This window comes from Flavobacterium branchiicola (assembly GCF_018383905.1).
Classification (GTDB): Bacteria; Bacteroidota; Bacteroidia; order Flavobacteriales; family Flavobacteriaceae; genus Flavobacterium; species Flavobacterium branchiicola.
The window spans coordinates 288,735-312,405 of the sequence record NZ_JAGYWA010000007.1 but is presented as its reverse complement, the minus strand read 5'-3'; the positions used below and the strand labels follow the sequence as shown (position 1 = coordinate 312,405).

Below are 23,671 nucleotides of genomic sequence, written 5' to 3'. Positions count from 1 at the left end.
CCTTAGCATCTTAGTACCTCAGAACCTTAGATTAATACACTTCCGAAGCTTCCTTCAATTTCTCCATATTATTTACCAACTGAAGCTCGGCAACGATTTTCTGAATATCACCATTCATGATATTTCCTAGATCGTAAAGAGTAAGACCAACACGGTGATCCGTTACACGACCTTGCGCATAGTTGTAGGTACGAATCTTAGCCGAACGGTCACCAGAACTAACCTGCGATGTACGTTTTGTAGCATCTTCAGCCTCTTTCTTAGCCAATTCCATTTCGTACAAACGAGAACGTAAAACCGTTAACGCCTTATCTTTATTTTTATGCTGCGATTTCTGATCCTGACATTGCGCCACCAATCCAGTCGGAATGTGCGTTAAACGTACTGCCGATTTCGTCGTATTTACAGATTGTCCTCCAGGTCCAGACGAACAGAAGAAATCAACACGAACATCGTTCATATCGATCTGAACATCAAACTCCTCCGCTTCTGGCAAAACCATAACCGTAGCTGCCGATGTATGCACACGACCCTGAGTTTCAGTCTGTGGTACACGTTGTACACGGTGTACACCCGCTTCAAACTTCAACGTACCGTATACATCCTCTCCCGAAACCTCAAAAATAACCTCTTTAAAACCTCCAGAAGTACCCTCGTTCATATCTACAACAGAAGTTCTCCAACCCATGCTTTCGCAATATTTGGTATACATTCTAAATAAATCACCTGCAAAAATACTTGCTTCATCTCCACCCGTTCCCGCGCGAATCTCCACCATAACGTTTTTAGCATCTTCAGGATCTTTAGGAATCAACATAAATTTGATTTCCTCCTCAAGTTGTGGCAAACGTTCCTTTGCTTCATCCAACTGCATTTTAGCCATTTCCGTCATATCTGCATCGCTACCGTCTGCAATAATTTCGTTGGCCTCATCAATATTGGCTAAAACAAGAATGTATTCTTCTCTCTTTTCAACCAGTGCTTTAATACTTTTGTATTCCTGGTTAAGCAGTACATAACGTTTCTGATCTGCAATGACATCCGGCTGAATAATCAAATCCGAAATCTCATCAAAACGCTGCTTTACATATTGAAGTCTATCTAACATTTTCTTTTTCCTTTATTTGGACTGCAAAATTACAAAATTTTTGTGGAAAATTCTATAATTGATTTTGTGTGTTTTTTGAGCATGAAATTTAGTAGAATTTGGATAGTTTTTAGGAGCTGTTTCCTGCTATCCGCTGTATCTTTTTAGGCAGAAAGTTTTTAATTGAATTAAGATATCTGCGTTTGCCTAAAAAGGATGCCGCTGCTATCAGGGCTAGGGAAATTGGTTTTATTTAGGAGATTTACGGTTTTCCGTAATGAATTTGATTTTCAAGTAATTACTTTTGAAACAATCCTAACCAATAACTATGAAAAAACTCCTTACTATATTTTTATCGCTTTTTGCAATTACGGTAAATTATTCTCAAAAAAAGAATTCTGAAACCAGATTGTTTATTGAAAATGCTGAGATAACCCAAATCAATAAAGATTGGAATGTAAAAGCTGAATTTAAATCTGGAATAGGAGAAATTGTATCTTTTTTTCCTGTTGAAGCAATTAACTTGAAATCAAATAATAAAATAAAATCATTGCAAATGGATATGGCTATAAGCAAAGGCTATTTTAAATCCTCTTGGATCGATTTAAATGAAGTTGATGAATTCATTTTATTTATTGAGCAATATGTTATTCCAAATCTTAAAGACAAAACTGACAGAAACCAATCAACCACATATATTTTTAATTCAAGAGAAATAACATTTAGTTTTTATATCGAAAAAACCTCAAGAAGAATATCAATATATCTAAAAGATAATGGTGTGACAGATAATGAACATTATTTCTGGACAGAAACACAAGTTGGCAAAATTCCAGAATTACTTACCATGTTAAAGGAGATTAAATAATCCTTTTGCTTTTTTCAAATAATCAGGTATTTTTACTTATCGGTAGATCTAAATTAAAGACGATGTTTGTTTCTAAATTTTGTCTACAATTTTTCATAAAAAAAGCTGATTGCTAAAATAATTAAATAACTAGGACATTATATCAATATAACGATTTAGATACATTTAAATTTAAAAAATTTACCGATTAAAAAAATGAAAGAAAATCTTATTTTAGCCTTAAAAACCCAAAAGAATAATGGTGAAGATTTAAATAATCAAATTGAGAATATTTCAAGTACAAATCAGCTTGATAATTTTTTAATAAAATACAAAAAATGGAATGATACTAATCATGAAATCTTAAAAAATGCCTATATTGATAAGCAATTATTTAACATGTATTTAAACATAAAACTATTAGGCAATGTCAACATAGATGACAATTCATTTCAAGCTAAACGTCGTAACGTTATCTATTGCTTACCAAAGCAAATTCTACATCTAGAGACAGCAATAACGAAAACGAATTATCTCAAAAACATTGATTTATTACCTTTTAAAGAACAACTAATCCCATTTGATAAAAACAATAGTACAAAAAACATGAAAAAAATTTTTATTAGTCATTCATCAATCGATAAGGAAAAAATCAAACCCTTAATTGATTTAATTGAAGGAATTGGAGTTTCTGAAAATCAAATCTTTTATTCTTCTCATTCTTCATACGGAATTTCATTAGGGGAAAATATTTTCGAACGTCTAAAAAGAGAACTCGATGAAAATGTTCTTGCACTTTTTATGCTAAGTGAGAATTTTTACAAAAGTCCTGTTTGCCTTTGTGAAATGGGTGCAATATGGATTAAATCAAATAAACAAATACCAATTCTAATTCCTCCATTTGACTTTAAAAGCATGGAAGGTGTTTTCCCTAACTCTATTGGTTTCAAAATAAATGATAAAAATCAACTTAATTCTTTTAAAGAGCAGTTGGAACTCTATTTTAATTTGTCTCCAATTAGCTTTACAAGATGGGAAGAAAAAAGAGAAGAATACTTATTAAAAATCAATAGTTTATTAAAATAGTTCATTTTTTAATATCGAGTATTTTAATAGTACTTAATTCAATCAAATCCAATAATTAAAAAATTGAATATAACATTAAATTACCCTAGGGCAGAGTTTTCAAAAGAACTAGAGCAATATATTTTAGAAGGAAATACTCTTGAAGACCGGCATACGAATAAAGATATTACTTTAGTAAAATTAAAGTCTCTAAAAAGAGATTTTAATTTTTGGAATAAAGAAGTAATTAATTTTTTAAAAGTACGATTTAATTCTGTTCTTCCAAATGAATATTTAAATGATTTTATTGATGTGGATCGCTTTGATTTGGAGCCACTGGCAGAAGTGCTAAAAGAATCAGATGAAAATATATTACATTTCAAACTTAAAAATTTTAAAGAAAGCTGTCAAAAAAAAATTGATGTTCTCATTCTTTTACAAAGAAATTTAAAATTTATAGAAAACACTTTTCCAGAATATGAAGATGCGAAAACAAATAAAATCATGAATAAAATTTTTATTAGCCATTCAAGTTTAGATTCAAAATATGTTGAAAAAATCATCGATCTTTTAGAGACTATTGGAGTTCCTAGTAATAAGATTTTCTGTTCATCATTTGAAGGATATGGAATTAAACTAGGTAAAGATTTCTTAGAACAGTTAAGGAATGAATTAAGCGAAAATGTTCTAGTAATTTTTATACTTTCAAATAATTTCTATTCAAGTGTTATCAGCTTATGTGAGATGGGCGCCACTTGGATTAAAACAAATGACCATATTCCAATGTTGATTCCACCTTTTGATTACAGCGATATGAAAGGAGTTATACCAACTAGTCATGGAATGAAGATTGATGAAAAAGAAGGATACAATAGTTTTAAAGAACTAATTGAAAAATATCTAAACATATTCCCTATTAATACTTCCATCTGGGAAAGAAAAAGAGATAATCATTTAAAGGAAATTAAACACCTTATTACGTCATCAAATGTATCAAGCGATACTTTTTCTGAAACAAAAAGTTTTATTTCTGAAGATGACGATTATTATGCAAACTCTAATATTATTATTAAAAAGAACAGTGAAATTGAGTGGCCTACAGATTTCGAAATGCAACTATATTATATCGAAAAACAAAAAACCGCTGTTGAAAATCTAAAACTACACAATCCTATGGATATAGATAAAAAACATTTCGAATTAATTAGAAATAAGGCAAGAATTGAATGGAAAGAAGATTATGAAATGCAATTAGATTTTGAACAACGACAAATTGAAAGTCTAAGAAGGCTTAATCAGATGTAAACTACGCCCCGCTCTACGAAGTATTCCTTCCAACGCGCTACGCAAATGTCTCTGACTTTGCGTTTTTTTTATAAGTTCTTAGAATTTTAAACTTTTCAAAAGTCTCTGACTTTACATGTCAATTCTTGAAAATTCACATTTAGAAATAGATTTTCATTGGGAAATATTGTTTAATTAGAACTTCCGTTTAAAAGTCAGAGACTTTAAGGAGTTTTCAATTTTAAATTATAATTTTGAAATGGCGCAAAGTCAGAGACATTTGCGCAGCGTGTAAAATACAAATTACGTTAAGTAGAAATAAAAAAAGAAACGTTTTATGAACTCTTCTGAAGAAGAAATAGAGCAAGAAAAACAATTAACAATTCTTGGAAAAATATTATTACCTATATTGTTTCTTACAATTATTGGAGGATACTTTATGGTAAACTCAAAAAGCTATATTGAGAGAAAGTATCATGAATTTCAAAATTATAGTTTTTCAGGAGAAATTTATAAAAAGGAAGAGGATCAAAGTGGTGGTGGATGTAATGTTGCGAGATATTTACATTTAAAAACAGGGATTATACACAGAGTTGGTTGTTATATATATCCAGACATGAAAATCGGTGATTTTGTTTATAAAAATATAAAATCGGATACGGTATATTATGTAAAAAAGAATGGCGACACAATTAAACAAAACGAAAATCCATACTACAAAGAATATATTCAATCAATGAAAAAATAAAATCAAAAAAAAACGCAGAAGCTTTTTCAAAAGCCTTTTGCGCATTTCTATTCTTTATCAAAAAAGGAACTTACTTCCCTCCCAACAATTTCTCTAAATATTCAACTTAAGAACGGCATTTATTCTTCATTTTTAATATACAGATCTTTCAAAAGCGCACTAGAAGTTGTATCAAGCGCTTTTGCCATTCTAATCAGAAGATTTATAGTAATACCTTGTTCTTTTCTTAAAATTCTTCGTACAGTGGTTTCTGTGCAGTTACTTGCTTTTGCAAAAGCACTCTTGTTTCCTGCGTATTTTTCCAGGAAAAGTTTATAAATTCTATCGACTATTTCTTCTTCTAATTTATCAATCGTCTTCATAAAACAAAGAAAAAGAAGTAACCTCATCAATCTTTAAAATAAATTCGACTTATAAGTCGAATTTTATTATATTTGCTTTAGATAAGTACAACTTCACTAATTATTTAACCTAAAAAACACAAGCCATGAAAGAAAAATCAGAACAACAATTAAACGATTTTTTAAATTTTGCGACCAATCTAAATTATTTCACAAAGCTAAAACCAAATCTAAAAGAGGATAATACCCTAAAAACCGATCTCACTGTAACATCTTACAACGAATTAATGCAAACCATTTTCTCTTTGTTAAGAACAAGTATCAACACCCTACAGCAGGAAAATTCTCAACCCGCAAACGATGCCATGCTTTTACTCGAAATGGCTGTAAAACTTCTGCCAAACGACGAAATGGAATTGTTGGATGAGTTGTATAAGGTTTTGTAGGTTTCTTGTACTCTGCGAAGTGTTTAAGAATCCGATTTTGTCATTCCGACAGAGGAGGAATCGCACACGGGATTCCCCAAAGAGAATCGCCAATCTTTATCGAGTTTTTTGCGGAGATTTCTCCTTCGTCGAAATGACAAATCTGAGCGTGAATACTGCTTTTGATTTACTTTGTGGAGCTACTTGCGGAGATCCTTCCTTCGTCAGGATGACAAAATTATGTGTAATTTCAAACTACTATTTTTCACGCAAACATGTCATTCCGAGGAACGAGGAATCGCACGCGGGATTCCGCAAAGAGAATCGTCAATCTTTGTCGAGTTTCTTGTGTGATTTGCTTCGCCTGTTCGCTAGCGCTCGGGTCTCTCTACATTGATGACAAAAATGGGATTACTTTACCAAAAAACTTTGCGTGTCGTCTACTTTGCAAGATTTTTTCATAACATAAAAAAACCAAATTCATTTATTTGCGGTATATTTTTTTCACAATCAATAATATAGTTTAAATAAATTGTTAATATAAGATTACTTCTCATTAACTAGTTGTACTACAGTATAATTTTCTTACTTTTAATATGTAAGATTTTGAAAACCAAGTAAAAAGAATACAAAATGAGAAAAAACCTGCATATTAGATTTTTTGATACTATTACTAGTTTTTTACTTGTAACGAAGCAGAATAAAAAAAAGAAACCCGTTTTTCATTATTCACTAATAGACGCTATGCGTAATAATGTTTTTGTGGGTGATCTTTCTGTAAAAGACCTTCGGCATAAAGGTAACTTTGGTTTAGGGACTTATAATTATCTAGATGGTGAAATGATCGTTTTGGACGGTATTTTTTATCGGGCAGTTACAAATGGTGATATCTCTGAAATTAAATTAGAATGTCAAGTCCCATATGCTTGCGTAACCTTTTTTTCGGCCGATATCGAACATGAAATTAAAGAAGTTAAAAATATTGAAATGCTGGAAGAACAAATATTAAGGAGGCTCCCATCTATCAATAAACCTTATGCATTGCGTATTGAATGCAGTTTTGAGTCAATTGTACTTGGTTGCATAAGCAGAATTGATCCTAAAAAGAATATCAGTTTTGATCAATTACTACAAAATAGATCTTTGTATGTAAAAGAAAATATTTCGGGTACAATAGTTGGTTTTTATAATCCGCCATCTTTTGCCTCTATTGATTTGTCGCCTTTTCATTTTCATTTTATTTCCGATGATAAAAAGTATGGAGGACATTTGGTTTCAGGTAATTTTTCACTTGTAAACCTAAAAGTAAGTATTGATGAAAAACCAGGTTACGAAATCATTTTACCAAAACAAAGCCAAGAGTTCGATAAACTTTGGTTACATTAATTTGAAGAACGAGATATGAAAAAGATTGACAATATACGCTGTGGAAATTCTTGCCAAGGAAATGACAAATCTGGGCGTGAAAACTGCTTTTGATTTACTTTGTGGAGCTACTTGCGGAGATCCTTCCTTCGTCAGGATGACAAGATTGTGTCTAATTTCAAACTAAGTTATTACCGCGAGCCTGTCATTCCGAGGAACGAGGAATCTTCGTAAGTAGCTCTGTAAAGGTTGTCCTCACCGATTTACACACCCTGTTTTGTCAATTTCGACGTAAGGAGGAATCTCCGCAAGTAGCTCTGTAAAGGTTGTCCACACCGATTTACACACCCTGTTTTGTCATTTCGACGTAAGGAGAAATCTCCGCAAGTAGCTCGACAAAGAATAGTATACGATATTAATATTTTTATTCAAAAAGAAAGAAAATTCTGTAATTTTACAAATAAAAAATGCAATTACACGAAGGCTATCATACGTACTACATTTACATACTAACAAACAAATCAAAAACTGTTCTTTATACTGGAGTCACCAATAATCTAAGAATTCGTTTAAATCAGCATCACGAAAATAACTCGAACGGCAACAAAACCTTTGCCTCAAAATACAATGTTATATATCTGTTGTATTACGAAAAATTTTCATGGATTCAAGAAGCAATTGCTCGTGAAAAAGAAATAAAAGACTGGCGTAGAGAAAAGAAAATCGAATTGATTAAAACTATTAATCCTGATCTGGATTTTTTGAATTATTTATTTGCATGAAGAGTTTGGATTAACTTTACAGAGTTTCTTGCGAAGATTTCTCCTCCGTCGAAATGACAAAACTGGGCGTGAATACTGCTTTTAATTTACTTTGTGGAGTTACTTGCGAAGATCCTTCCTTTGTCAGGATGACAAGATTGTGTGTAATTTCAAACTACCATTTTTCGTGTAAAATTATCATTCCGAGGAACGAGGAATCGCACGCGGGATTCCGCAAGGAGAATCGCCAATCTTTGTCGAGTTTCTTGTGTGATTTCTCTCCCGATCCCGACGCCTCGGGACGGGATCGAAATGACAAAACTGAGTGTGAAAACTGCTTTTGATTTACTTTGTGGAGTTTCTTGCGGAGATTTCTCCTTCGTCGAAATGACAAATTGGAGCGGATAAACTGCTTTTTATTTACTTTGTGGAGCTACTTGCGGAGATCCTTCCCTCGTCAGGATGACAAGATTGTGTGTAATTTCAAACTACTATTTTCCCCGTAATATTGTCATTTCGACGGAGGAGAAATCTTCGTTAGTAATTCGACAAAGATTAGTGATACACTTTACGTCCCGAAGCCTCCGGATTGCGGAGATTTGCTTCGCCTGTTCGCTAGCACTCGGGTCTCCTCCGTCGAAATGACAAAACTGGACGGGAAAACTGGTTTAGATTTGAATTTATTTAAACGTCAAACCCGACAGGTTTAAAAAACCTGTCGGGTTTACTAGACAAACTGACGCGGGAACTGGTGCGGATAATCTTTATACTTTTCGGCTCTCTTATCTTTTTAAAATTTACGCCACAACACATTCCATGTTTTTTTCTTCCTTTATCTGCATGTCAATTATTTTTTGAGCGATTGTTCCTCTTTCAAATAAGCGGATAAATTTAAAAACAGCACTAACAAAATACCCCGGGTTCGAAACCAATCGGGCAATTTCTGTTATTCTTTGATCTCTTAGTTGCGTGCAGGCTTCACGTTCATTTTCGGGAACCGCTACAAATTCATTGGCAAATTTCCAGGCGCCGTTTCTTGCGGTTTCCATGCTAAAATCTATAAAAAAAGTGTCCATTTTACCTGTAGCTTTTAGTATCCACGTAAGTGTTGGCCAAATTTTGATTAAGCATTTTTCGACACTGGCAACCAAATTACTCAGAATAGCATTTATTTGGTCAAAATCATGTTTTAAATCTGCTATATCTTCTACCGTGCTTACCTGAGCCGAGGCTATGCCTAAATCGAGGTTGATATGTGCATTGATCCCCAGTAGTAAATGTTGCAAAACTATGGGCCAAAACTTTTCGGCTTGTTCAAAAGCAAATCCCCAACATTCTGATGGTTTTTCTTTTGCCTGATATTCATAATAGGCTTTTAAATACCGATTGGCAAAAATAACATCCAGTTTTTCCATTCGTTCACCATTCTGAAAAGAACCTGCCAAAATACCCTCTTTTACTCTCACAGTAACTTCACGATACAGGACAGCAAATAAACCTAAATTACTCTGGTCTATTTTTGATTTTTCTATTATTTCATCCAGTAACAAAATTACTTCGTTTATAGTTGCAGCTTGTTTCATACTCATTAATAATTAGTTACAATTAAATTAACGAGAACGAATTTAATTATTTTTACTCTTTCAACGCCTATTTTTTGAGGTAATTATCTTATTATTTTTCTTTCTTTTTCAATACAAAAAAAACATCCCGTAAAGAAAACTCTTCCGGGATGTTTAATCATTAAAAAAACACAAATTGGGAAGCCGTTAAGCTACCTCTTCTACTTTAAGAATCTCTAATTTTAGATTTCCTTTTTTGGCAGGCCATTCTACAAGATCGCCTTCTTTATAACCTATCATTGCAATTCCTTCATCCGAAAGAACAGAAATTTTGTTTTTGCTTGTTTTTGCTTTGTCCGGACCAACTAAAAGAATTGTTTTTTCTTCGTTTTTTACATGGTCTTTATACGTAACTCTGCGGTTTATTGAAACGATATCTTCAGGCAAATTTTTTCTTAATACCTGAGTAGCGTGTCTTAACTGACCTAATAACAATTCCTCCTCCTGCGGAGTTACTTTTTTTCTTCTTACGTGGTCTTTAATTAAATCGTATGTTCCTGTTGTTAATATAATATTTTGTGACATGACTTTCCTGTTTGCTCCATTTCATACAGTCTACAACATACAACTCTTCATTGAATATAGCACAAATGCAAATTCATTCAATGATATTGTATCCTGAATAAAAACTGAAGATTAAATAAATTTTCTGAAATACAGAGGTTCCCTGTCTAGAGTTGTGACAGGGCAAAAGGAATAAACTCTTTTGAGCTTTTTAGGAAAGTATCGTCATGCAAATACAGCAATGTGCACATTAAGCACATCAAACAGCTGTTTATTAAATAAAAATTTGCAGTAACCATTGTATCAAATATAATAGAGTCGAAAGATAAGACTTTTTTTTCTTACAAAAATGTTAAACCTTTACTACCTCATTTATAAATTAGCCTTCAACTGCAGGTTGTGCAAATCATCCAGCAACTCCATTTCTTCTTCGGGTAATAACTGCAAGGCAATTTCAAGCAAAGTCATTACATTAACATCATTGTCTTTTGTAAAACTTGACAAAGTTTTAGCATCGGGATTAAGCAAAATAATACTCGCTTTTAGCAAATCCGATACCATAAGATTTAATTCGTTGTACGAAGTTACGCTCAGCGGTACAAGAAACGAATTGTCCTTTTTATCCTCCTGTTTTAGTTTGGTGAAATAATTTCCTTTGTTTATTAATTCTGATAATTCGAGCGTTTGTTTTTTGTGTTTTACTTCCATTTTTATATAAGATTTAATTTACAATTAATACAAATATATAAAATTTCGGTTGAAAACAATCGATTTTAATCAATCATGTCAAAACAATCTATTACTTGTAATTTCATTTCTATGAAAAGAGAACGAAAAAGTGAAATTCCAGAAGTAGTAAAAGAGCTTGGAATCAAGATAAAAGATACAATTGATAATAATCAATTAAAGACAAGAGAAGTCGCTCACGATGCCGAATTAGATGTAGAAAATTTAAGAAAGTATATCAAAGGTTATCAGGAAATGAAAATAAGCACTTTGTTTAAAATTGCTCAAGCCTTAAAAGTTCATCCTAGTGAATTAATTAAGGATTTGTAAGCTTATTTTTCAAAAAATGTACAATCAACCAGTATAAAATATGTTAGACAAAAACATTCTTATCATTCTGCAAAAAAGCTTAGAGTCAAAAGAAAGTTTTGAACCATTATTGGATTTTTTTGTGCAAATGTCTATTGTAGAAACTAAACTAAAAGAAAAGCAACCTAAATATGAATACAATTATTCAAATTTTTATTCTCGTTTTTTAGATAATTATTCAAAAACTAATTCAAATTTAATTTTTGAAAATTGTCAATCGCCGATCGAACGAATGTTTATCAGTTCATTATTACTTTTATTTGTTAAAAATGGAATTCTTGGTTTTACAATAACACCTAAGATACCAGATATAGAATCTACTATGAAAATCTATCGTGATAATCATAAGAAAATGCTAAAGATTGTCGAAAGTTATAAAGTTAAAACTGGTGATCTAAATTTAATAAATTTCGAGCTTTCTTTTCGAAAGACATTTATTAGCTCTGGAATTTATACGGAAGATGATTATGAAGAAATTTGTTGGCATTATTACATAGTTAGAAATTTCACTTTAGATTTCTATTATGTAACATTACAACCTGAATTCCCAAACTTAAAAATAGATAATAAGAGTATTAGACCTGATATCTTAATATGGTGTCCCGGAAATGAAAAGTTAAAATTAATTATTGAATGTGATGGATTTCAATTTCATAATTCAAAAAAATCATTTATAAATGACAGAAAAAGAGATCGTTTATTAAAAATGAATGGCTATGATGTAATTAGATATTCTGGAACAGAAATTTTTACAGACCCTGCGGGTGTAAGTGAAGATTTGTATAAATATATAAGAAAGACGTGGGCATTAAATCAATAAAATTACTTGATTATGGAAAATTTCGACTGGACTTCATTCACAAAAAAAATAGCCGTTAGGGCTAAGCTTTCAGACCTTTATAATGCCTGGACCAAAGCAAATGAACTCGAAAAATGGTTTCTTGAGAAAGTCTCTTTTTTTGATGCCAACAAAGAATTAATAAGCAAAGATAAAAACGCAACGCAAGATACTGCTTACGAATGGCTTTGGTATTTGTACCAAGACCCTATGATTGGTAAAATTACTTCTGCAAACGGAAAAGACGAGCTTCAATTTACTTTTGAGGGAGAATGTCTGGTAGATATAAAATTGAGCGAAGAAAATGGCAATACTATTGTAGAACTTCGCCATCATAACATTCCTACCGATGATTATTCTAAACAATACATTAGACTGGGCTGTTCAAACGGCTGGCATTTTTATCTGACCAATCTGAAATCAATTTACGAGGGCGGATTAGATTTACGAAACAAAGATTCTAACTTAAACCCTATGATTAATAATTAAAAATAACCGTAGTGTTTTTTTTAATTATTGCAGCTTTTTACATTAAAAAAAAACTGCAAAGAAATCAATCTTTGCAGCTTTACCTTTTCAGGCATGAAAAAAATAATGCACAGGGTGGATTGCAATATCTATAGGTTTGAATAAATAAGATTTCGTTTTATAAGACCTTTTTATACATTAGTTGATTTTTTGTCTTAAAGTATAAACTCTTGGCAAATTACCGTCATTAGTAATCATTATTGTATTAGGTTGTGGATATCTAACAATAGTAAAATTAAATTGTGTATTATTTCCTCCATCAACGCAACCAGAAGCATTTGCTGTCAATTTAAACTGTTGTGAATAGATGTCAAGTGAAGTTACAGTATAGGGCTGACCTGCCGATGCACCTCCAACAAATGCCATACCTCCTGCTGCTGCAATAAAATTGGCAATCATTGGTATCGTACAAATATTTGAACTTGTTATTGTATAAACAGAATAACCAGCACCTCCTGTAAGTTGAAATGTATAACTAGCACCCGGAGCTACACTTGGGCTAGTGTAAATGATATTTCCAAAATCTTCTGTTTTTGTCCAGATTACATTACCGCTTGCATCTGCAGCAGTGGCCACATTTCCTGCCGCTGGCGCAACACCGTTTGTACCTGTCGCAATAGATAAATTATTTACAGACGTTCTTCTTGTTGTTTCATTAATAGCAAAATCATTTCCGTTGCTTCTATCAGACCATAACCCCAAAACACCATTATTTTTATAAAAACCATATTTATAGGTATTAGCTGCTACCTGATCTGCAAAGTAAGCGGCGTTTATATTATCCACATTATGCTTAGTCATATTAAGCGTAGTTGTAGCGGTGTGGTTACCTAAGTTATCACCTGCTCCAGTAATAGAGGGTTTATTTTTAATATAAGAAGGATCAGAAGTAGAGGTTGTGTTCCAGTCGGCTTGCACTTGGTTTGCAGACACAATACTTGCAGGAGATTTCCAAACCACATTACCATTTGCATCTGCAGAAGTTGCCAGATAATTAGCTACTGGCAAATTACCATCAGTACTTGTTGTGATTGCCAAATTGTTTACAGATGTCTTTCTGGTAGATTCGTTGATCAATAAATCGTTACCTGCTTTTAAACCATTGTACAATCCTAAATTACCATTATTTTTGTAAAAGTAATAAGTGTTTGCATTTCCTCCTATTTGATCTGCAAAATAAGCGTTGTTTATATTACTAATATTGTTTTTAGCCATATTAAGCGTAGTAGTCGCAGTATGGTTTCCTAAGTTATCACCTGCTCCGGTAATAGCTGGTTTATTCTTGATATAAGAAGGGTCTGTTGCTGTTGTTGTATTCCAGTCTGCCTGTACTTGGTTGTCAGACACAATATTTGCAGGAGATTTCCAAACCACATTACCGTTTGCATCTGCAGAAGTAGCCAGATAATTAGCCGCTGGCAAATTACCATCTGTACTTGTGGTGATAGCCAAATTGTTTACAGATGTTTTTCTGGTTGTTTCGTTTACCAATAAATCATTACCTGATTTTAAACCATTGTATAGTGTAAAATTACCATTGTTTTTAGATAAACCATATGTATTGGTATTTGCCGTTACTTGATCTGCAAAGTTAGCCGTGTTTACATTGTTTACATTGTGTTTGGTCATATCCAAATTGGTCGTCGCAGTATGGTTTCCTAGGTTATCGCCAGCAGCGAGAAATGAAGATCTGTTTACCCATTTTAAAACGCCATTTGCATCTGCTACCAAAACATTGTCAGTGCTCGAACCATCTTGTAATCCTTTTAAAGCCAATGTTGCTGCAGAAGTAGTAGTTAAGGTTGTAGGCTGCAATAATGCGCCTCCCAATTGTATATTACCACTTGTAACCGTTAATCCGTTATCTGCCGTACCAGGAGCATTAGGATTTATTTGCACCTTTTCTCCATTTATGGTAACCAAAGTCTTAGTTTGTGCCATCATAAAACCGCTCTGAATTATGAGTAGCGTAAGTAATATTTTTTTCATTTTTCGTCTTTTTAATATTTACTTGTTTCTTTTTTTAATTTTTTTTTGAAACCGTGGCAAAATTAGATTCAAACAACAGATCGTTTTACCACTAAAAGATTAAATTATTGTAGAATAAGACTTCTTTGTATTGTAATGAAAAAACTCACATATTTTCTAAATAAATTTGTCATTATGCGTTTCTGAATGATAATCATTTAAAAAAACGGCTCATCATTTTAACTAATCTTAAATTAGATTTCTAATGTTGAAGATTAGATTTAAAACAACATTCTTATACTTTAATAATTAACCTTTTAAAAGAAATTTTTTAATAGCATAGCGTAAAAAAGCTGCAAGAAAATACATCCTGCAGCTCTTTTTTTGTAAACAAGATGATCTCTGTATTATCTTTTAATTTGCATTTAAATTTTGCTCAGTTGTGTTTTTTAAATTGACACGTATGTTACGGTTTACCTGTATTACACAATTGTCAACATGGGCATTCATTGTTTTAGGAACTAAGGCAGCTCCGCCCGATGTATAAGGCGTAACGGTAACAGTATAATCTCCAGAATTTGCATATTTATGTGTTAGAGTATACTTTGCTGTTCCAGAAACTATAGGCTGGTCTACAGCCGTTGTACCGTCTCCAAAATTCCAAGACAATTTTGCTGTTTGAGACAAATCAGATCCATCTATATCAATAGTATATTTAGAATTGTTTCCTGCACAGGCTATACTGTTCTGCACGACATTCATACTAAACCAAGAAGCAGAAAAGTTAGGAAGCCCATACATTCCTTTTCCTGACATTCCTGGCGATACAGAGTATATTGCTGGATCGGTAAAATTGTTCGGGTCATCAAAAGCATACAATGATCCACCTTTAAGCACCACTACATATATTCTGCCGTCTGGAGCCAACTGTATTGCAGATCCTGATCTATCTGCTAACCAAGTTTTTTTATTTTTAATCGCAAGTGTAGGATTTGTCAACACATCATCCCATTTGTACACATACACTCCTGTTGTAGAACCGCCAGTTCCTGACATATTACTTACATACAATAGTTTACCGTCTGGAGAAAATTCTATTCCATAAGGCATTCCTGTGTTAATACCAAAACCACTATCTGCTAATTTTTTAGCATTACTAAAAATTCCGGTAGTGGCATCAAAATCACCATAAATAAGAGAAGGACTTGTTCTACAGGTAGGCCATACAAAATGTTTGCCATCAGTAGTAAATTTTAGATAACCATTAATATCGTTCGCACTAGAAACAGAAAAAGTGCCTGTACCAGTCAATGGCGAAAGCACTGGCTGTGCCGCAAGACCGTCAGCGGTAAATTTCCAAGCATTCATTACTGTAGGGTTTAATCCTTTTCCTGGCGCTACAATCCAAAAGTCAGACGTACCCGGAATCATAATAGCCGAAACACTTTCACTAAAACTTCCGGATCCTGGCAGTCGCGGAAGATCAATGTTTTTCTGTCCCTCCACTACATCACCTAAACCTCCATGCTTTGTCATATCTATCACCGAATAGGCTAATCTATTAAAATTATTATTAGTTGCGTCAGTCATAACTCCAGCCGCACCAATGCTTATGGCTACATACTTACCTGGGCTTTTAGGGTAAGGCATAATAATTCCTGATTGCGCCGAAGAAGCATCTCCTACAAGTCCTGTGCCATTTGGCATTGGAGTATTGGTTTTATCCCATACGGTCATACCATCAGAATAAAACAACAAGTTTCCGTTTTTATCGGATAAAGTAAAACAGCCTTCAGCTGTACTCAAAGCCGATGTAATGACGGTAGGAAGCCCAGAAAGAGTGTTGTTTTTAGCTCCGGCACTTATTCTAGTTACCCCTTTTGTTTGCGTGATATTCCATGTTAAACCAGCATTTTCACCGTATGTCCAGTTATTGGTTTCTTTTCCCAGTTTTTGTTGCGCATTTGTTGTTACTGCAACACCAATACAAGTAAGTATTGTAAGTACAATTTTTTTCATGATTTTAAAATTTTATATTCACCATTATTTAGTTTTGATTCTTTTTCCAATTTTTCATAAATGGCAATAATTATCCTTTATTATTTTATTGGCGGCAAAATTTTGTTTCTTGGTGGGATACAGTCATGAAACGAAATATTTTACACTATTCTAGTTAGCAGGAAAATATTCGTTTTTGAAATTTTGTAGTTTTATTGTACTAATTTACAATAAATTTATAAAACAAAACTTACAAATATTATAAATATAATTATAAAAATCCTTAAAAAGACTTAATCACTAATATCTCAATGAGTTATATATTGTTAAAAAAAATACTTTGAGTACTTTTTTTATTCTAAAGTTGACAAAATCGTTACAAAGACCAATCGTAATGGTCTTTTTTTCAAAATTTATCAGAGAGTAAACCGGGCAAAAAGCTGTAAGAAAATTTTCTTACACTTTCTTCAATATATTTACTAAGACAGATTATATTTACTAAATAAAAGAATACTTTAACGCTTTAATAAATAATTAAAACTTTATGAAACTAGTAATTACCACTTTACTTTTTATAACCAACTTAACCTTATTTGCACAATCAAATCAATTTGCTGGCAATTACACACGCTCAGTTACTGAGGAAGAACACAACACTATTAAATATCAACTAACCTTAAACGAGGACGGAACTTTTGTATTTCATTCGTACACAAAACTACAAGGTGCAACTCCGCCGGAAGTCAATAAATACGGAAAAGGAAAATGGAGCGCAAAAGATAATCTGATTACTTTTTCTGCAAACAAAAAAGAAGATTTTGACGAAAAATATACTTTAGATTTTACTAATTCCGTAGCGCGATTTGTAACCAAAAACCCAAGGGATAAAAGCGATAAAGTCGTTAAAACAAAGCTTCAGTTTTTAGAATCGGACATTTTCTGGATGGAAAATATTGCTATTTTTAAGATGTAATATATAAAATCCCTTATAAAAAAAGGCAATAACAAATCAATAAAAATAAGTTTATTCTTACTTTAAAATTATATCTTCGCAAGATAAATTCTTAGATAATGAATATTCCGAAATATGATTTACTAACAAATACAGATGTTACGCTATTCAAATTTAAAAGTAACGGAATTAATGGAGAGATAGATAAGGGTATCGCTTATAAAGCCACAAAAAATGAGAGTATATACAATTTAGGTTTTGGAGATTTAATATTTGATCCTATCCAAAAAGAATATATTATTGATGATTTAATTGTAAGTGATAACGGAGATCGAAATGCAGTTCTTGCCACAGTGGCTAAATCTGTCTATATTTTTACCGAAAAGTATCATGAAAGGAAAATCTTTTTTAAAGGTAGTACTAAAAGCAGGACACGATTATACAGAAGAGCTATATCTCTAAATATAAAGGAATTATCAGAAACATTTCATATCTTTGGAGCAATAGAAGATGAGAATGGAAATATATTTAATGTTCCTTTTGACTCAAATGGTGATTTTTATGGATTTATTATTAAAAGAAAATAATATGAAAACACATACGGTGGTTAATAAAAAAATTAAAACAGATTCTAAAGTAACAATTGAACCGAAATTAGATAAAATAAAAGATATAAAATTTAAATCTGATAAGCTGGAAGAAGTTAACAAACATAATTTTAAATTGAATTTTTAATTCATTTATTCTTAAAGTTAAAAACTGTTGAAGACAATTTTTTCAACGGTTTTTTTTATTCTATGCTCTAAGCCTCCCTATCACTTTAAGTCAATTCAATATACATCTATACTTCTTTGTCCTAATGAATCTTTGCCCCTTTCTCCAAAAATTCCTAATTTCGCTAAATAATCAAGCAAGGAAAAAATGAAGGTCTGTATTGCCGAGAAACCAAGTGTAGCACGAGAAATCGCATCCGTTTTGGGTGCCAATACCAAGCACGATGGCTATTACGAAGGCAATGGCTATGCAGTAACTTACACTTTTGGGCATTTATGCACCTTAAAAGAACCCAACGATTACCGCCCACACTGGAAAAGCTGGGATTTGAACAATCTACCCATGCTTCCTGAAAAGTTTGAAACCAAAGTGGTTCAGAATTCGGGAATCCAGAAACAGTTTAAAATCATTAAAAGTCTTTTTGACAAAGCCGAAGTAGTTATAAACTGCGGGGATGCCGGACAAGAAGGAGAACTGATTCAGCGTTGGGTACTAAACGAAGCACATTACAAAGGCGAAGTACAGCGTTTATGGATTTCGTCCCTGACTACAGAAGCTATCAAAGAAGGTTTTGACAACTTAAAACCTTCTGAAAACTACGATAATTTATTCTACGCCGGATTTTCCAGAGCTATTGGCGACTGGTTATTAGGTATGAATGCGACGCGTTTGTATACCGTAAAACATGGCGGTTACAAACAGGTTTTGTCTATTGGTCGTGTACAAACGCCAACCCTGGCAATGGTTGTAGATCGTTTTAGAGAAATCGAAAACTTTAAACCTCAGCCTTATTGGGAATTACAAACTTTATACAGAGAAACGCTTTTTAGTTATGAAGAAGGCCGTTTCCTGAAAAAAGAAGACGGAGAAATTCTGGCTGAAAAAGTTAAAGAAAGTGATTTCGAAATTGTTTCGGTTGATAAAAAGAACGGAAACGAATATGCGCCAAAGCTTTTTGACTTAACTGGTTTACAGGTATATTGCAACCAGAAGTTTGGATTTTCGGCAGAAGAAACGCTTAAAATCGCCCAGACTTTATACGAACAAAAAGTAATTACGTATCCCAGAGTTGATACGACTTTTTTACCCAACGATATTTACCCCAAAGTACAGGGAATTCTGCAAAAATTAACTAGTTATGCCGAATTGACCCAACCTATTTTACAGAAAAAAATAAAAAAATCGCCAAAGGTTTTCAACGATAAAAAAGTTACAGATCACCACGCGATTATTCCAACGGGAGTACAAAATAATCTGGCTTACAATCAGCAGCAGGTTTACGATATTATTACTAAACGTTTTATTGCCGTATTTTACGATGATTGTTTAGTAGCCAATACAACCGTGATTGGAAAAGCCGCCGATGTAATGTTTAAAACCACCGGAAAAGAAATCCTGAAAAAAGGTTTCCGCGTTGTGTTTGAAGACCCGAACGCCAAAGAAAAAGAAGCCGATTTATTGCCGAGTTTTGTGGTGGGCGAAAAAGGTCCGCATGAACCGTCGTTTCTTCAAAAAGAAACCAAACCGCCGAATCAGTTTACGGAAGCAACTTTACTACGCGCGATGGAAACCGCAGGAAAACAGGTTGATGACGAGGATTTACGCGAACTCATGAAAGAGAACGGAATTGGGCGTCCGTCAACACGTGCGAATATTATTGAAACGCTTTTTAAACGCCAATATATTGTTCGAAATAAAAAGCAGGTTTTGCCTACTACAACAGGAATTCAGCTTATTGATACGATTCAGAATGAATTGGTTAAATCGGCTGAACTTACCGGAAGCTGGGAAAAACAACTGAAAGATATCGAGAAAGGAACTTTTACCGCCGCAGCCTTCATTAGAAACATGAAACGAATGGTTGAAGCTTTGGTTACCGAAGTTCGAAGCGAAACGAGACACGCTAATATTTCGCATGCCGCAACGATTCAGAAACCTGTTGTAAAGGCTGAGAAAAAGAAAGCCGCAGGACTCTTGGCAGAAACCTGCCCTAAATGTCAAAAAGGAAATCTGATAAAAGGAAAAACGGCTTTTGGATGTAGTGAATACAAATCGGGCTGTGATTTTGTTTTGCCGAATGTTTTCCTGGAGAAAAAAATCACCGAAAGTCAGTATTTGAGATTGGTTCAAAAAGGTTCTACCGTAAATATAAAAGGTTTTAAAACCGAAGCCGGAACGGTTGAAGGTTTAATTCGTTTTGAAGAAAACTACAAACTGAAATTAGAACCAAAGAAAACCGAGGCTAAAAAAGCGGCAAAAGAAACCTCTGATGAATTGGTTTGCCCTAAATGTAAAAAAGGAACGATCCTAAAAGGAAAAACCGCTTACGGTTGTGCTGAATATAAATCGGGCTGTGATTTTAAAGTCACTTTTGATGAAGTAAGAGCCCAACTAAAAGATCAAAAACCAACTAAGGAATTGGTTTACTCTATTTTGAGTGCCAGCGTGTAATTTTTTTTTATAGCCACAGATTAAAAGATTAGATGGATTTTTTTTTGCCACGAATTCCACTAATTTTCGCTAATTTTTTTTATGCTCTCATAGCTATCGGGATTAAAAAAAATTAAGCAGATGATCGCAGATTTGCTTAATAACAGATCAAAGTTAAATCTGCCTAAATCTGCCTAATCTGCGTGAAATAAAATCATTCCAATCTTTTAAACCAATACTTATTTGGAGTTGCGAAACATTTTCAATAATTTTTTAAATAATTAATTCGTGAAAATTAGTGGAATTCGTGGCAAACTACTTTTTTTTCATACTTTAGTAGCACATTACCAAAACCTAAAGATATGTTTCAGAAAATTACTCTTATCGCCCTTACTATAGCTTTTGTTTCCTGCCAGAAAAAAGAAACTGTCGAAAAAGACAAAATCAAAAAAGCGGACTGGCTTATCGGGAACTGGGAAAATACTTCTGCTGATGGTGTTTTAACGGAGAACTGGCAAAAACTAAACGATAGTACTTTTAGTGCTGCTTCGTACTTTATAAAAGGAAAAGATACTTTACATTTTGAAAGCATCGTTCTGGCGCAATTGGGCGAAACATTAACTTACAAAGCAACTGTAAAAGGACAAAACGACGATAAACCGGTTTCGTTTCCGTCGACTTTAGAATCAGATAAACAATTGGTTTTCGAGAATCCGAAGCATGATTATCCACAAAAAATCACGTATACAAAAGGTGCTAATAATACTTTAACGGCTGAAATTTCGGGGAATTTAAACGGGAAGCCGAGTTCTGAGAAGTTTGTTATGACGAAGAAGTAATTTGTTTTTTTTGTGAAAAGTGAGATGTAAAGAGTAAAAAGAATTTAAAAAAGAACCGAAGGTTCTGTATAATCTCTGACGGATTGATCCCGAAGTCTCGGGACGTCTCTACAATATGTTGCATTCCTACTATATAACCTCTGACGGATTGAAATCCGTCTCTACAATATGCCGCATTCCTCCGGAATTTTTAAATTCCAAAAAAAAGAACCGAAGGTTCTACAAATATTGTAGAGCTGGACTTCAGTCCAGCTTAATCAAAGATTAAAAATAACAAACAAAAACGTCTGACGGATTAAAATCCATCCCTACAATATGTTGCATTCCTCCGGAATTTTTAAATTCCAAAAAAAGAACCGAAGGTTCTATAAATATTGTAGAACTGGACTTCAGTCCAGCTTAATCAAAGATTAAAAATAACAAACAAAACCTCTGACGGATTGAAATCCGTCTCTACAATATGTTGCATTCCTCCGGAATTTTTAAATTCCAAAAAAAAAGAACCAAAGGTTCTATAAATATTGTAGAGCTGGACTTCAGTCCAGCTTAATCAAAGATTAAAAATAACAAACAAAACATCTGACGGATTAAAATCCGTCCCTACAATATGTTGCATTCCTCCGGAATTTTTAAATTCCAAAAAAAAAAGAACCAAAGGTTCTATAAATATTGTAGAGTTGGACTTCAGTCCAGCTTAATCAAAGATTAAAAATAACAAACAAAAACGTCTGACGGATTAAAATCCGTCCCTACAATATGTTGCATTCCTCCGGAATTCATAAACTTTGCGTCTTTGCGAGATTAATACAACCCAAGCAAAAACCTCAGAACCTCAGCATCTCAGAACCTTAGTACCTTTAAAAAAAAACCTACTCATTTTCCCCGATTTTATTCACCATAAAAATCATCAGTATACCTAAAAGCGCCATAATTAAAAACGCCCATTTCATACTTAGATATTCAGAGATAAAACCTACCATTGGCGGAACCAATAAAAATCCGAGATAACCAATAGTAGATATAGAAGTTAGTGCCGACCCGCTGCTTAATTTTGATGATCGTCCGGCAATACTAAATACTAACGGAACTACACAAGAAACCCCAAACCCTATCAAAACATAACCAAAAATAGTAGGATAAACATACGGCAACAAGAAACAAATCCCGAAACCTAAGGTGATTAGAATTCCGCTATATAACAGGATTTTCTTTGTTCCGAATTTCATTACGCCAAAATCTCCTAACAAACGCCCTAAAGTTACAGCTGTCGCAAAAAATACAAATGCAGCACTCGTCATTTTTGGCGAAGCTTTTAGTATATTTTCGAAGTAAATACCACTCCAGTCGTACATCGTATTTTCGCAAGCCATAGAAACAAAGCAAATCAGGGCAAATTTTACCAAATTCTTTTCCGGCATCGAGAAGAATTTCTTTTTTACGTACACCGGTTCTGTATGAATGCTCATTGGATAAAAACAGAATGTTAGTGCCATCATAAAAATACTAACGCCCAATAAGTGGTAGGAAGGAGTAATATGTTGTGTTACCATAACATATCCTAAACCTGCTCCAGAAAAAACAGCAATACTCCAAACGGCATGAAAACGTGTTATGATCGATTTTGAATAGAGCTTTTGAACCTCAAGAGATTGTGAATTTATAGATAAATTAAAAATATTACGCGAAGCCCCAAAGAATAAAAGTATAATAACCAATTGCCAGACAAAGGCCGCTAATCCAGGTAAAGCCAGTGCAATATTAAACATCACGGCACCTAGCAGCATGATATAACGGCTACTGTACTTGTTTAATAATTTCCCTGTAAAAGGCATGGTCAGCATTAAACCAATCGGAAAAGCAAATAATACTGCACCAAACTCTGCTTCAGATAAATGAAGTTGCGCTTGTATATGTGGTATCCTGGAAACCCACGACGAATATCCAAAACCCGAAAGAAAGAAAAAAACAGTATTGGCAATTCGATAACCTCTAGGTGTATTCTGGATTTTTTTAAAGAATGATAAAATCATGAAGTCATTTTTCTGAGTTGCAAAATTAGGGCTTTTTTCAGCGGAAGTATCCTGCTTTATCCTTTTTTCACAAAAACTTGTTTTTCTCTTTAATTTAAGACAAAACCAATTCGTTTTACTATTTACAAAAAACAAATCAGAAGGTTTTTTAATTATTAATTTTTAACTAT

The 23,671-nt window shown here is 33.2% G+C and carries 23 protein-coding genes; 15 read left to right on the top strand and 8 right to left on the bottom strand.

What is annotated here, in order from left to right; genetic code table 11:
* Positions 1-31: 31 nt before the first annotated feature.
* Positions 32-1,108, bottom strand: a complete 1,077-nt coding sequence (prfA, locus tag KHA98_RS18660; protein ID WP_213259405.1) for a peptide chain release factor 1 — start codon at positions 1,106-1,108, stop codon at positions 32-34.
* A 307-nt stretch (positions 1,109-1,415) separates the two neighbouring features.
* On the opposite strand from prfA, the gene KHA98_RS18655 reads away from it, so the two are divergent.
* The 4 genes from KHA98_RS18655 to KHA98_RS18640 all read left to right on the top strand — a co-directional run bounded on the left by KHA98_RS18655 (position 1,416) and on the right by KHA98_RS18640 (position 5,031).
* A complete protein-coding gene (locus tag KHA98_RS18655) occupies positions 1,416-1,955 on the top strand; it encodes a hypothetical protein (protein WP_213259404.1) in 540 nt (179 codons plus the stop codon).
* Positions 1,956-2,150: 195 nt separating this feature from the next.
* Positions 2,151-3,020 (top strand): toll/interleukin-1 receptor domain-containing protein, encoded by an 870-nt coding sequence (locus KHA98_RS18650; protein ID WP_213259403.1) that lies wholly within the window; start codon positions 2,151-2,153, stop codon positions 3,018-3,020.
* 63 nt (positions 3,021-3,083) lie between these two features.
* On the top strand, positions 3,084-4,304 hold the full coding sequence (locus KHA98_RS18645; RefSeq protein WP_213259402.1) for a toll/interleukin-1 receptor domain-containing protein: 1,221 nt from the start codon (positions 3,084-3,086) through the stop codon (positions 4,302-4,304).
* A gap of 316 nt (positions 4,305-4,620) precedes the next feature.
* Positions 4,621-5,031: a hypothetical protein gene (locus tag KHA98_RS18640; RefSeq protein ID WP_213259401.1), complete on the top strand. Its 411-nt coding sequence runs from the start codon at positions 4,621-4,623 to the stop codon at positions 5,029-5,031.
* Positions 5,032-5,150: 119 nt separating this feature from the next.
* Here KHA98_RS18640 and KHA98_RS18635 read toward each other — a convergent pair whose 3' ends face one another.
* Complete coding sequence (locus tag KHA98_RS18635; RefSeq protein WP_213259400.1) at positions 5,151-5,393, bottom strand: helix-turn-helix domain-containing protein; 243 nt, start codon at positions 5,391-5,393, stop codon at positions 5,151-5,153.
* A 125-nt stretch (positions 5,394-5,518) separates the two neighbouring features.
* On the opposite strand from KHA98_RS18635, the gene KHA98_RS18630 reads away from it, so the two are divergent.
* From KHA98_RS18630 to KHA98_RS18620, 3 genes are all read left to right on the top strand, one after another.
* Positions 5,519-5,818: a hypothetical protein gene (locus KHA98_RS18630; RefSeq protein ID WP_213259399.1), complete on the top strand. Its 300-nt coding sequence runs from the start codon at positions 5,519-5,521 to the stop codon at positions 5,816-5,818.
* A 612-nt stretch (positions 5,819-6,430) separates the two neighbouring features.
* Positions 6,431-7,183: an acetolactate decarboxylase gene (locus tag KHA98_RS18625; protein ID WP_213259398.1), complete on the top strand. Its 753-nt coding sequence runs from the start codon at positions 6,431-6,433 to the stop codon at positions 7,181-7,183.
* Between the two features lie 446 nt (positions 7,184-7,629).
* Positions 7,630-7,944, top strand: coding sequence for a GIY-YIG nuclease family protein (locus KHA98_RS18620; protein ID WP_213259397.1), 315 nt, complete (start codon positions 7,630-7,632; stop codon positions 7,942-7,944).
* Positions 7,945-8,720: 776 nt separating this feature from the next.
* Here KHA98_RS18620 and KHA98_RS18615 read toward each other — a convergent pair.
* The 3 genes from KHA98_RS18615 to KHA98_RS18605 form a co-directional block, all read right to left on the bottom strand.
* Positions 8,721-9,506 (bottom strand): DUF5995 family protein, encoded by a 786-nt coding sequence (locus KHA98_RS18615; RefSeq protein WP_246522420.1) that lies wholly within the window; start codon positions 9,504-9,506, stop codon positions 8,721-8,723.
* A 186-nt stretch (positions 9,507-9,692) separates the two neighbouring features.
* Entirely contained in the window at positions 9,693-10,070 is a 378-nt protein-coding gene (locus tag KHA98_RS18610; RefSeq protein WP_213259395.1) for a GreA/GreB family elongation factor, read from the bottom strand.
* Between the two features lie 351 nt (positions 10,071-10,421).
* Positions 10,422-10,757: a hypothetical protein gene (locus tag KHA98_RS18605; protein ID WP_213259394.1), complete on the bottom strand. Its 336-nt coding sequence runs from the start codon at positions 10,755-10,757 to the stop codon at positions 10,422-10,424.
* Positions 10,758-10,868: 111 nt separating this feature from the next.
* On the opposite strand from KHA98_RS18605, the gene KHA98_RS18600 reads away from it, so the two are divergent.
* Genes KHA98_RS18600 through KHA98_RS18590 form a run of 3 tightly spaced genes read left to right on the top strand, consistent with a single transcriptional unit; the run spans position 10,869 to position 12,471 of the window.
* Positions 10,869-11,105, top strand: a complete 237-nt coding sequence (locus KHA98_RS18600) for a helix-turn-helix domain-containing protein (protein WP_213259393.1) — start codon at positions 10,869-10,871, stop codon at positions 11,103-11,105.
* 40 nt (positions 11,106-11,145) lie between these two features.
* Positions 11,146-11,964: an endonuclease domain-containing protein gene (locus tag KHA98_RS18595; RefSeq protein WP_213259392.1), complete on the top strand. Its 819-nt coding sequence runs from the start codon at positions 11,146-11,148 to the stop codon at positions 11,962-11,964.
* Between the two features lie 12 nt (positions 11,965-11,976).
* Positions 11,977-12,471: an SRPBCC family protein gene (locus tag KHA98_RS18590; protein WP_213259391.1), complete on the top strand. Its 495-nt coding sequence runs from the start codon at positions 11,977-11,979 to the stop codon at positions 12,469-12,471.
* Between the two features lie 177 nt (positions 12,472-12,648).
* Here the strand turns inward: KHA98_RS18590 and KHA98_RS18585 are convergent, their stop codons facing one another.
* Complete coding sequence (locus KHA98_RS18585; protein WP_213259390.1) at positions 12,649-14,499, bottom strand: hypothetical protein; 1,851 nt, start codon at positions 14,497-14,499, stop codon at positions 12,649-12,651.
* A gap of 393 nt (positions 14,500-14,892) precedes the next feature.
* Positions 14,893-16,497, bottom strand: a complete 1,605-nt coding sequence (locus tag KHA98_RS18580; protein WP_213259389.1) for a PKD domain-containing protein — start codon at positions 16,495-16,497, stop codon at positions 14,893-14,895.
* A 523-nt stretch (positions 16,498-17,020) separates the two neighbouring features.
* Here KHA98_RS18580 and KHA98_RS18575 point away from each other — a divergent pair.
* The 5 genes from KHA98_RS18575 to KHA98_RS18555 all read left to right on the top strand — a co-directional run bounded on the left by KHA98_RS18575 (position 17,021) and on the right by KHA98_RS18555 (position 21,471).
* Positions 17,021-17,449, top strand: coding sequence for a copper resistance protein NlpE N-terminal domain-containing protein (locus tag KHA98_RS18575; protein WP_213259388.1), 429 nt, complete (start codon positions 17,021-17,023; stop codon positions 17,447-17,449).
* A gap of 98 nt (positions 17,450-17,547) precedes the next feature.
* Entirely contained in the window at positions 17,548-18,015 is a 468-nt protein-coding gene (locus KHA98_RS18570) for a DUF6934 family protein (protein ID WP_213259387.1), read from the top strand.
* A complete protein-coding gene (locus tag KHA98_RS18565) occupies positions 17,990-18,163 on the top strand; it encodes a hypothetical protein (RefSeq protein WP_213259386.1) in 174 nt (57 codons plus the stop codon). The genes KHA98_RS18570 and KHA98_RS18565 overlap by 26 nt, the downstream gene beginning before the upstream one ends.
* A 186-nt stretch (positions 18,164-18,349) precedes the next feature.
* Positions 18,350-20,653 (top strand): type IA DNA topoisomerase, encoded by a 2,304-nt coding sequence (locus tag KHA98_RS18560; RefSeq protein WP_213259385.1) that lies wholly within the window; start codon positions 18,350-18,352, stop codon positions 20,651-20,653.
* A gap of 341 nt (positions 20,654-20,994) precedes the next feature.
* Positions 20,995-21,471, top strand: a complete 477-nt coding sequence (locus tag KHA98_RS18555) for a DUF6265 family protein (RefSeq protein WP_213259384.1) — start codon at positions 20,995-20,997, stop codon at positions 21,469-21,471.
* An 869-nt stretch (positions 21,472-22,340) separates the two neighbouring features.
* On the opposite strand, the gene KHA98_RS18550 is transcribed toward KHA98_RS18555, so the two are convergent.
* Positions 22,341-23,501, bottom strand: coding sequence for an MFS transporter (locus tag KHA98_RS18550; protein ID WP_213259383.1), 1,161 nt, complete (start codon positions 23,499-23,501; stop codon positions 22,341-22,343).
* Positions 23,502-23,671 lie beyond the last annotated feature (170 nt).

Excerpts from the sequence above, each read along its gene's own strand:
- KHA98_RS18565 (WP_213259386.1), top strand. The coding sequence starts at position 17,990 with ATGGATTTATTATTAAAAGAAAATAATATGAAAACACATACGGTGGTT.
- KHA98_RS18595 (WP_213259392.1), top strand. The coding sequence starts at position 11,146 with ATGTTAGACAAAAACATTCTTATCATTCTGCAAAAAAGCTTAGAGTCA.
- KHA98_RS18560 (WP_213259385.1), top strand. The coding sequence starts at position 18,350 with ATGAAGGTCTGTATTGCCGAGAAACCAAGTGTAGCACGAGAAATCGCA.
- KHA98_RS18550 (WP_213259383.1), bottom strand. The coding sequence starts at position 23,501 with ATGATTTTATCATTCTTTAAAAAAATCCAGAATACACCTAGAGGTTAT.
- KHA98_RS18570 (WP_213259387.1), top strand. The coding sequence starts at position 17,548 with ATGAATATTCCGAAATATGATTTACTAACAAATACAGATGTTACGCTA.
- KHA98_RS18605 (WP_213259394.1), bottom strand. The coding sequence starts at position 10,757 with ATGGAAGTAAAACACAAAAAACAAACGCTCGAATTATCAGAATTAATA.
- prfA (WP_213259405.1), bottom strand. The coding sequence starts at position 1,108 with ATGTTAGATAGACTTCAATATGTAAAGCAGCGTTTTGATGAGATTTCG.
- KHA98_RS18580 (WP_213259389.1), bottom strand. The coding sequence starts at position 16,497 with ATGAAAAAAATTGTACTTACAATACTTACTTGTATTGGTGTTGCAGTA.
- KHA98_RS18585 (WP_213259390.1), bottom strand. The coding sequence starts at position 14,499 with ATGAAAAAAATATTACTTACGCTACTCATAATTCAGAGCGGTTTTATG.
- KHA98_RS18640 (WP_213259401.1), top strand. The coding sequence starts at position 4,621 with ATGAACTCTTCTGAAGAAGAAATAGAGCAAGAAAAACAATTAACAATT.
- KHA98_RS18600 (WP_213259393.1), top strand. The coding sequence starts at position 10,869 with ATGAAAAGAGAACGAAAAAGTGAAATTCCAGAAGTAGTAAAAGAGCTT.
- KHA98_RS18655 (WP_213259404.1), top strand. The coding sequence starts at position 1,416 with ATGAAAAAACTCCTTACTATATTTTTATCGCTTTTTGCAATTACGGTA.
- KHA98_RS18610 (WP_213259395.1), bottom strand. The coding sequence starts at position 10,070 with ATGTCACAAAATATTATATTAACAACAGGAACATACGATTTAATTAAA.
- KHA98_RS18630 (WP_213259399.1), top strand. The coding sequence starts at position 5,519 with ATGAAAGAAAAATCAGAACAACAATTAAACGATTTTTTAAATTTTGCG.
- KHA98_RS18650 (WP_213259403.1), top strand. The coding sequence starts at position 2,151 with ATGAAAGAAAATCTTATTTTAGCCTTAAAAACCCAAAAGAATAATGGT.
- KHA98_RS18590 (WP_213259391.1), top strand. The coding sequence starts at position 11,977 with ATGGAAAATTTCGACTGGACTTCATTCACAAAAAAAATAGCCGTTAGG.
- KHA98_RS18575 (WP_213259388.1), top strand. The coding sequence starts at position 17,021 with ATGAAACTAGTAATTACCACTTTACTTTTTATAACCAACTTAACCTTA.
- KHA98_RS18555 (WP_213259384.1), top strand. The coding sequence starts at position 20,995 with ATGTTTCAGAAAATTACTCTTATCGCCCTTACTATAGCTTTTGTTTCC.
- KHA98_RS18625 (WP_213259398.1), top strand. The coding sequence starts at position 6,431 with ATGAGAAAAAACCTGCATATTAGATTTTTTGATACTATTACTAGTTTT.
- KHA98_RS18615 (WP_246522420.1), bottom strand. The coding sequence starts at position 9,506 with ATGAAACAAGCTGCAACTATAAACGAAGTAATTTTGTTACTGGATGAA.
- KHA98_RS18635 (WP_213259400.1), bottom strand. The coding sequence starts at position 5,393 with ATGAAGACGATTGATAAATTAGAAGAAGAAATAGTCGATAGAATTTAT.
- KHA98_RS18620 (WP_213259397.1), top strand. The coding sequence starts at position 7,630 with ATGCAATTACACGAAGGCTATCATACGTACTACATTTACATACTAACA.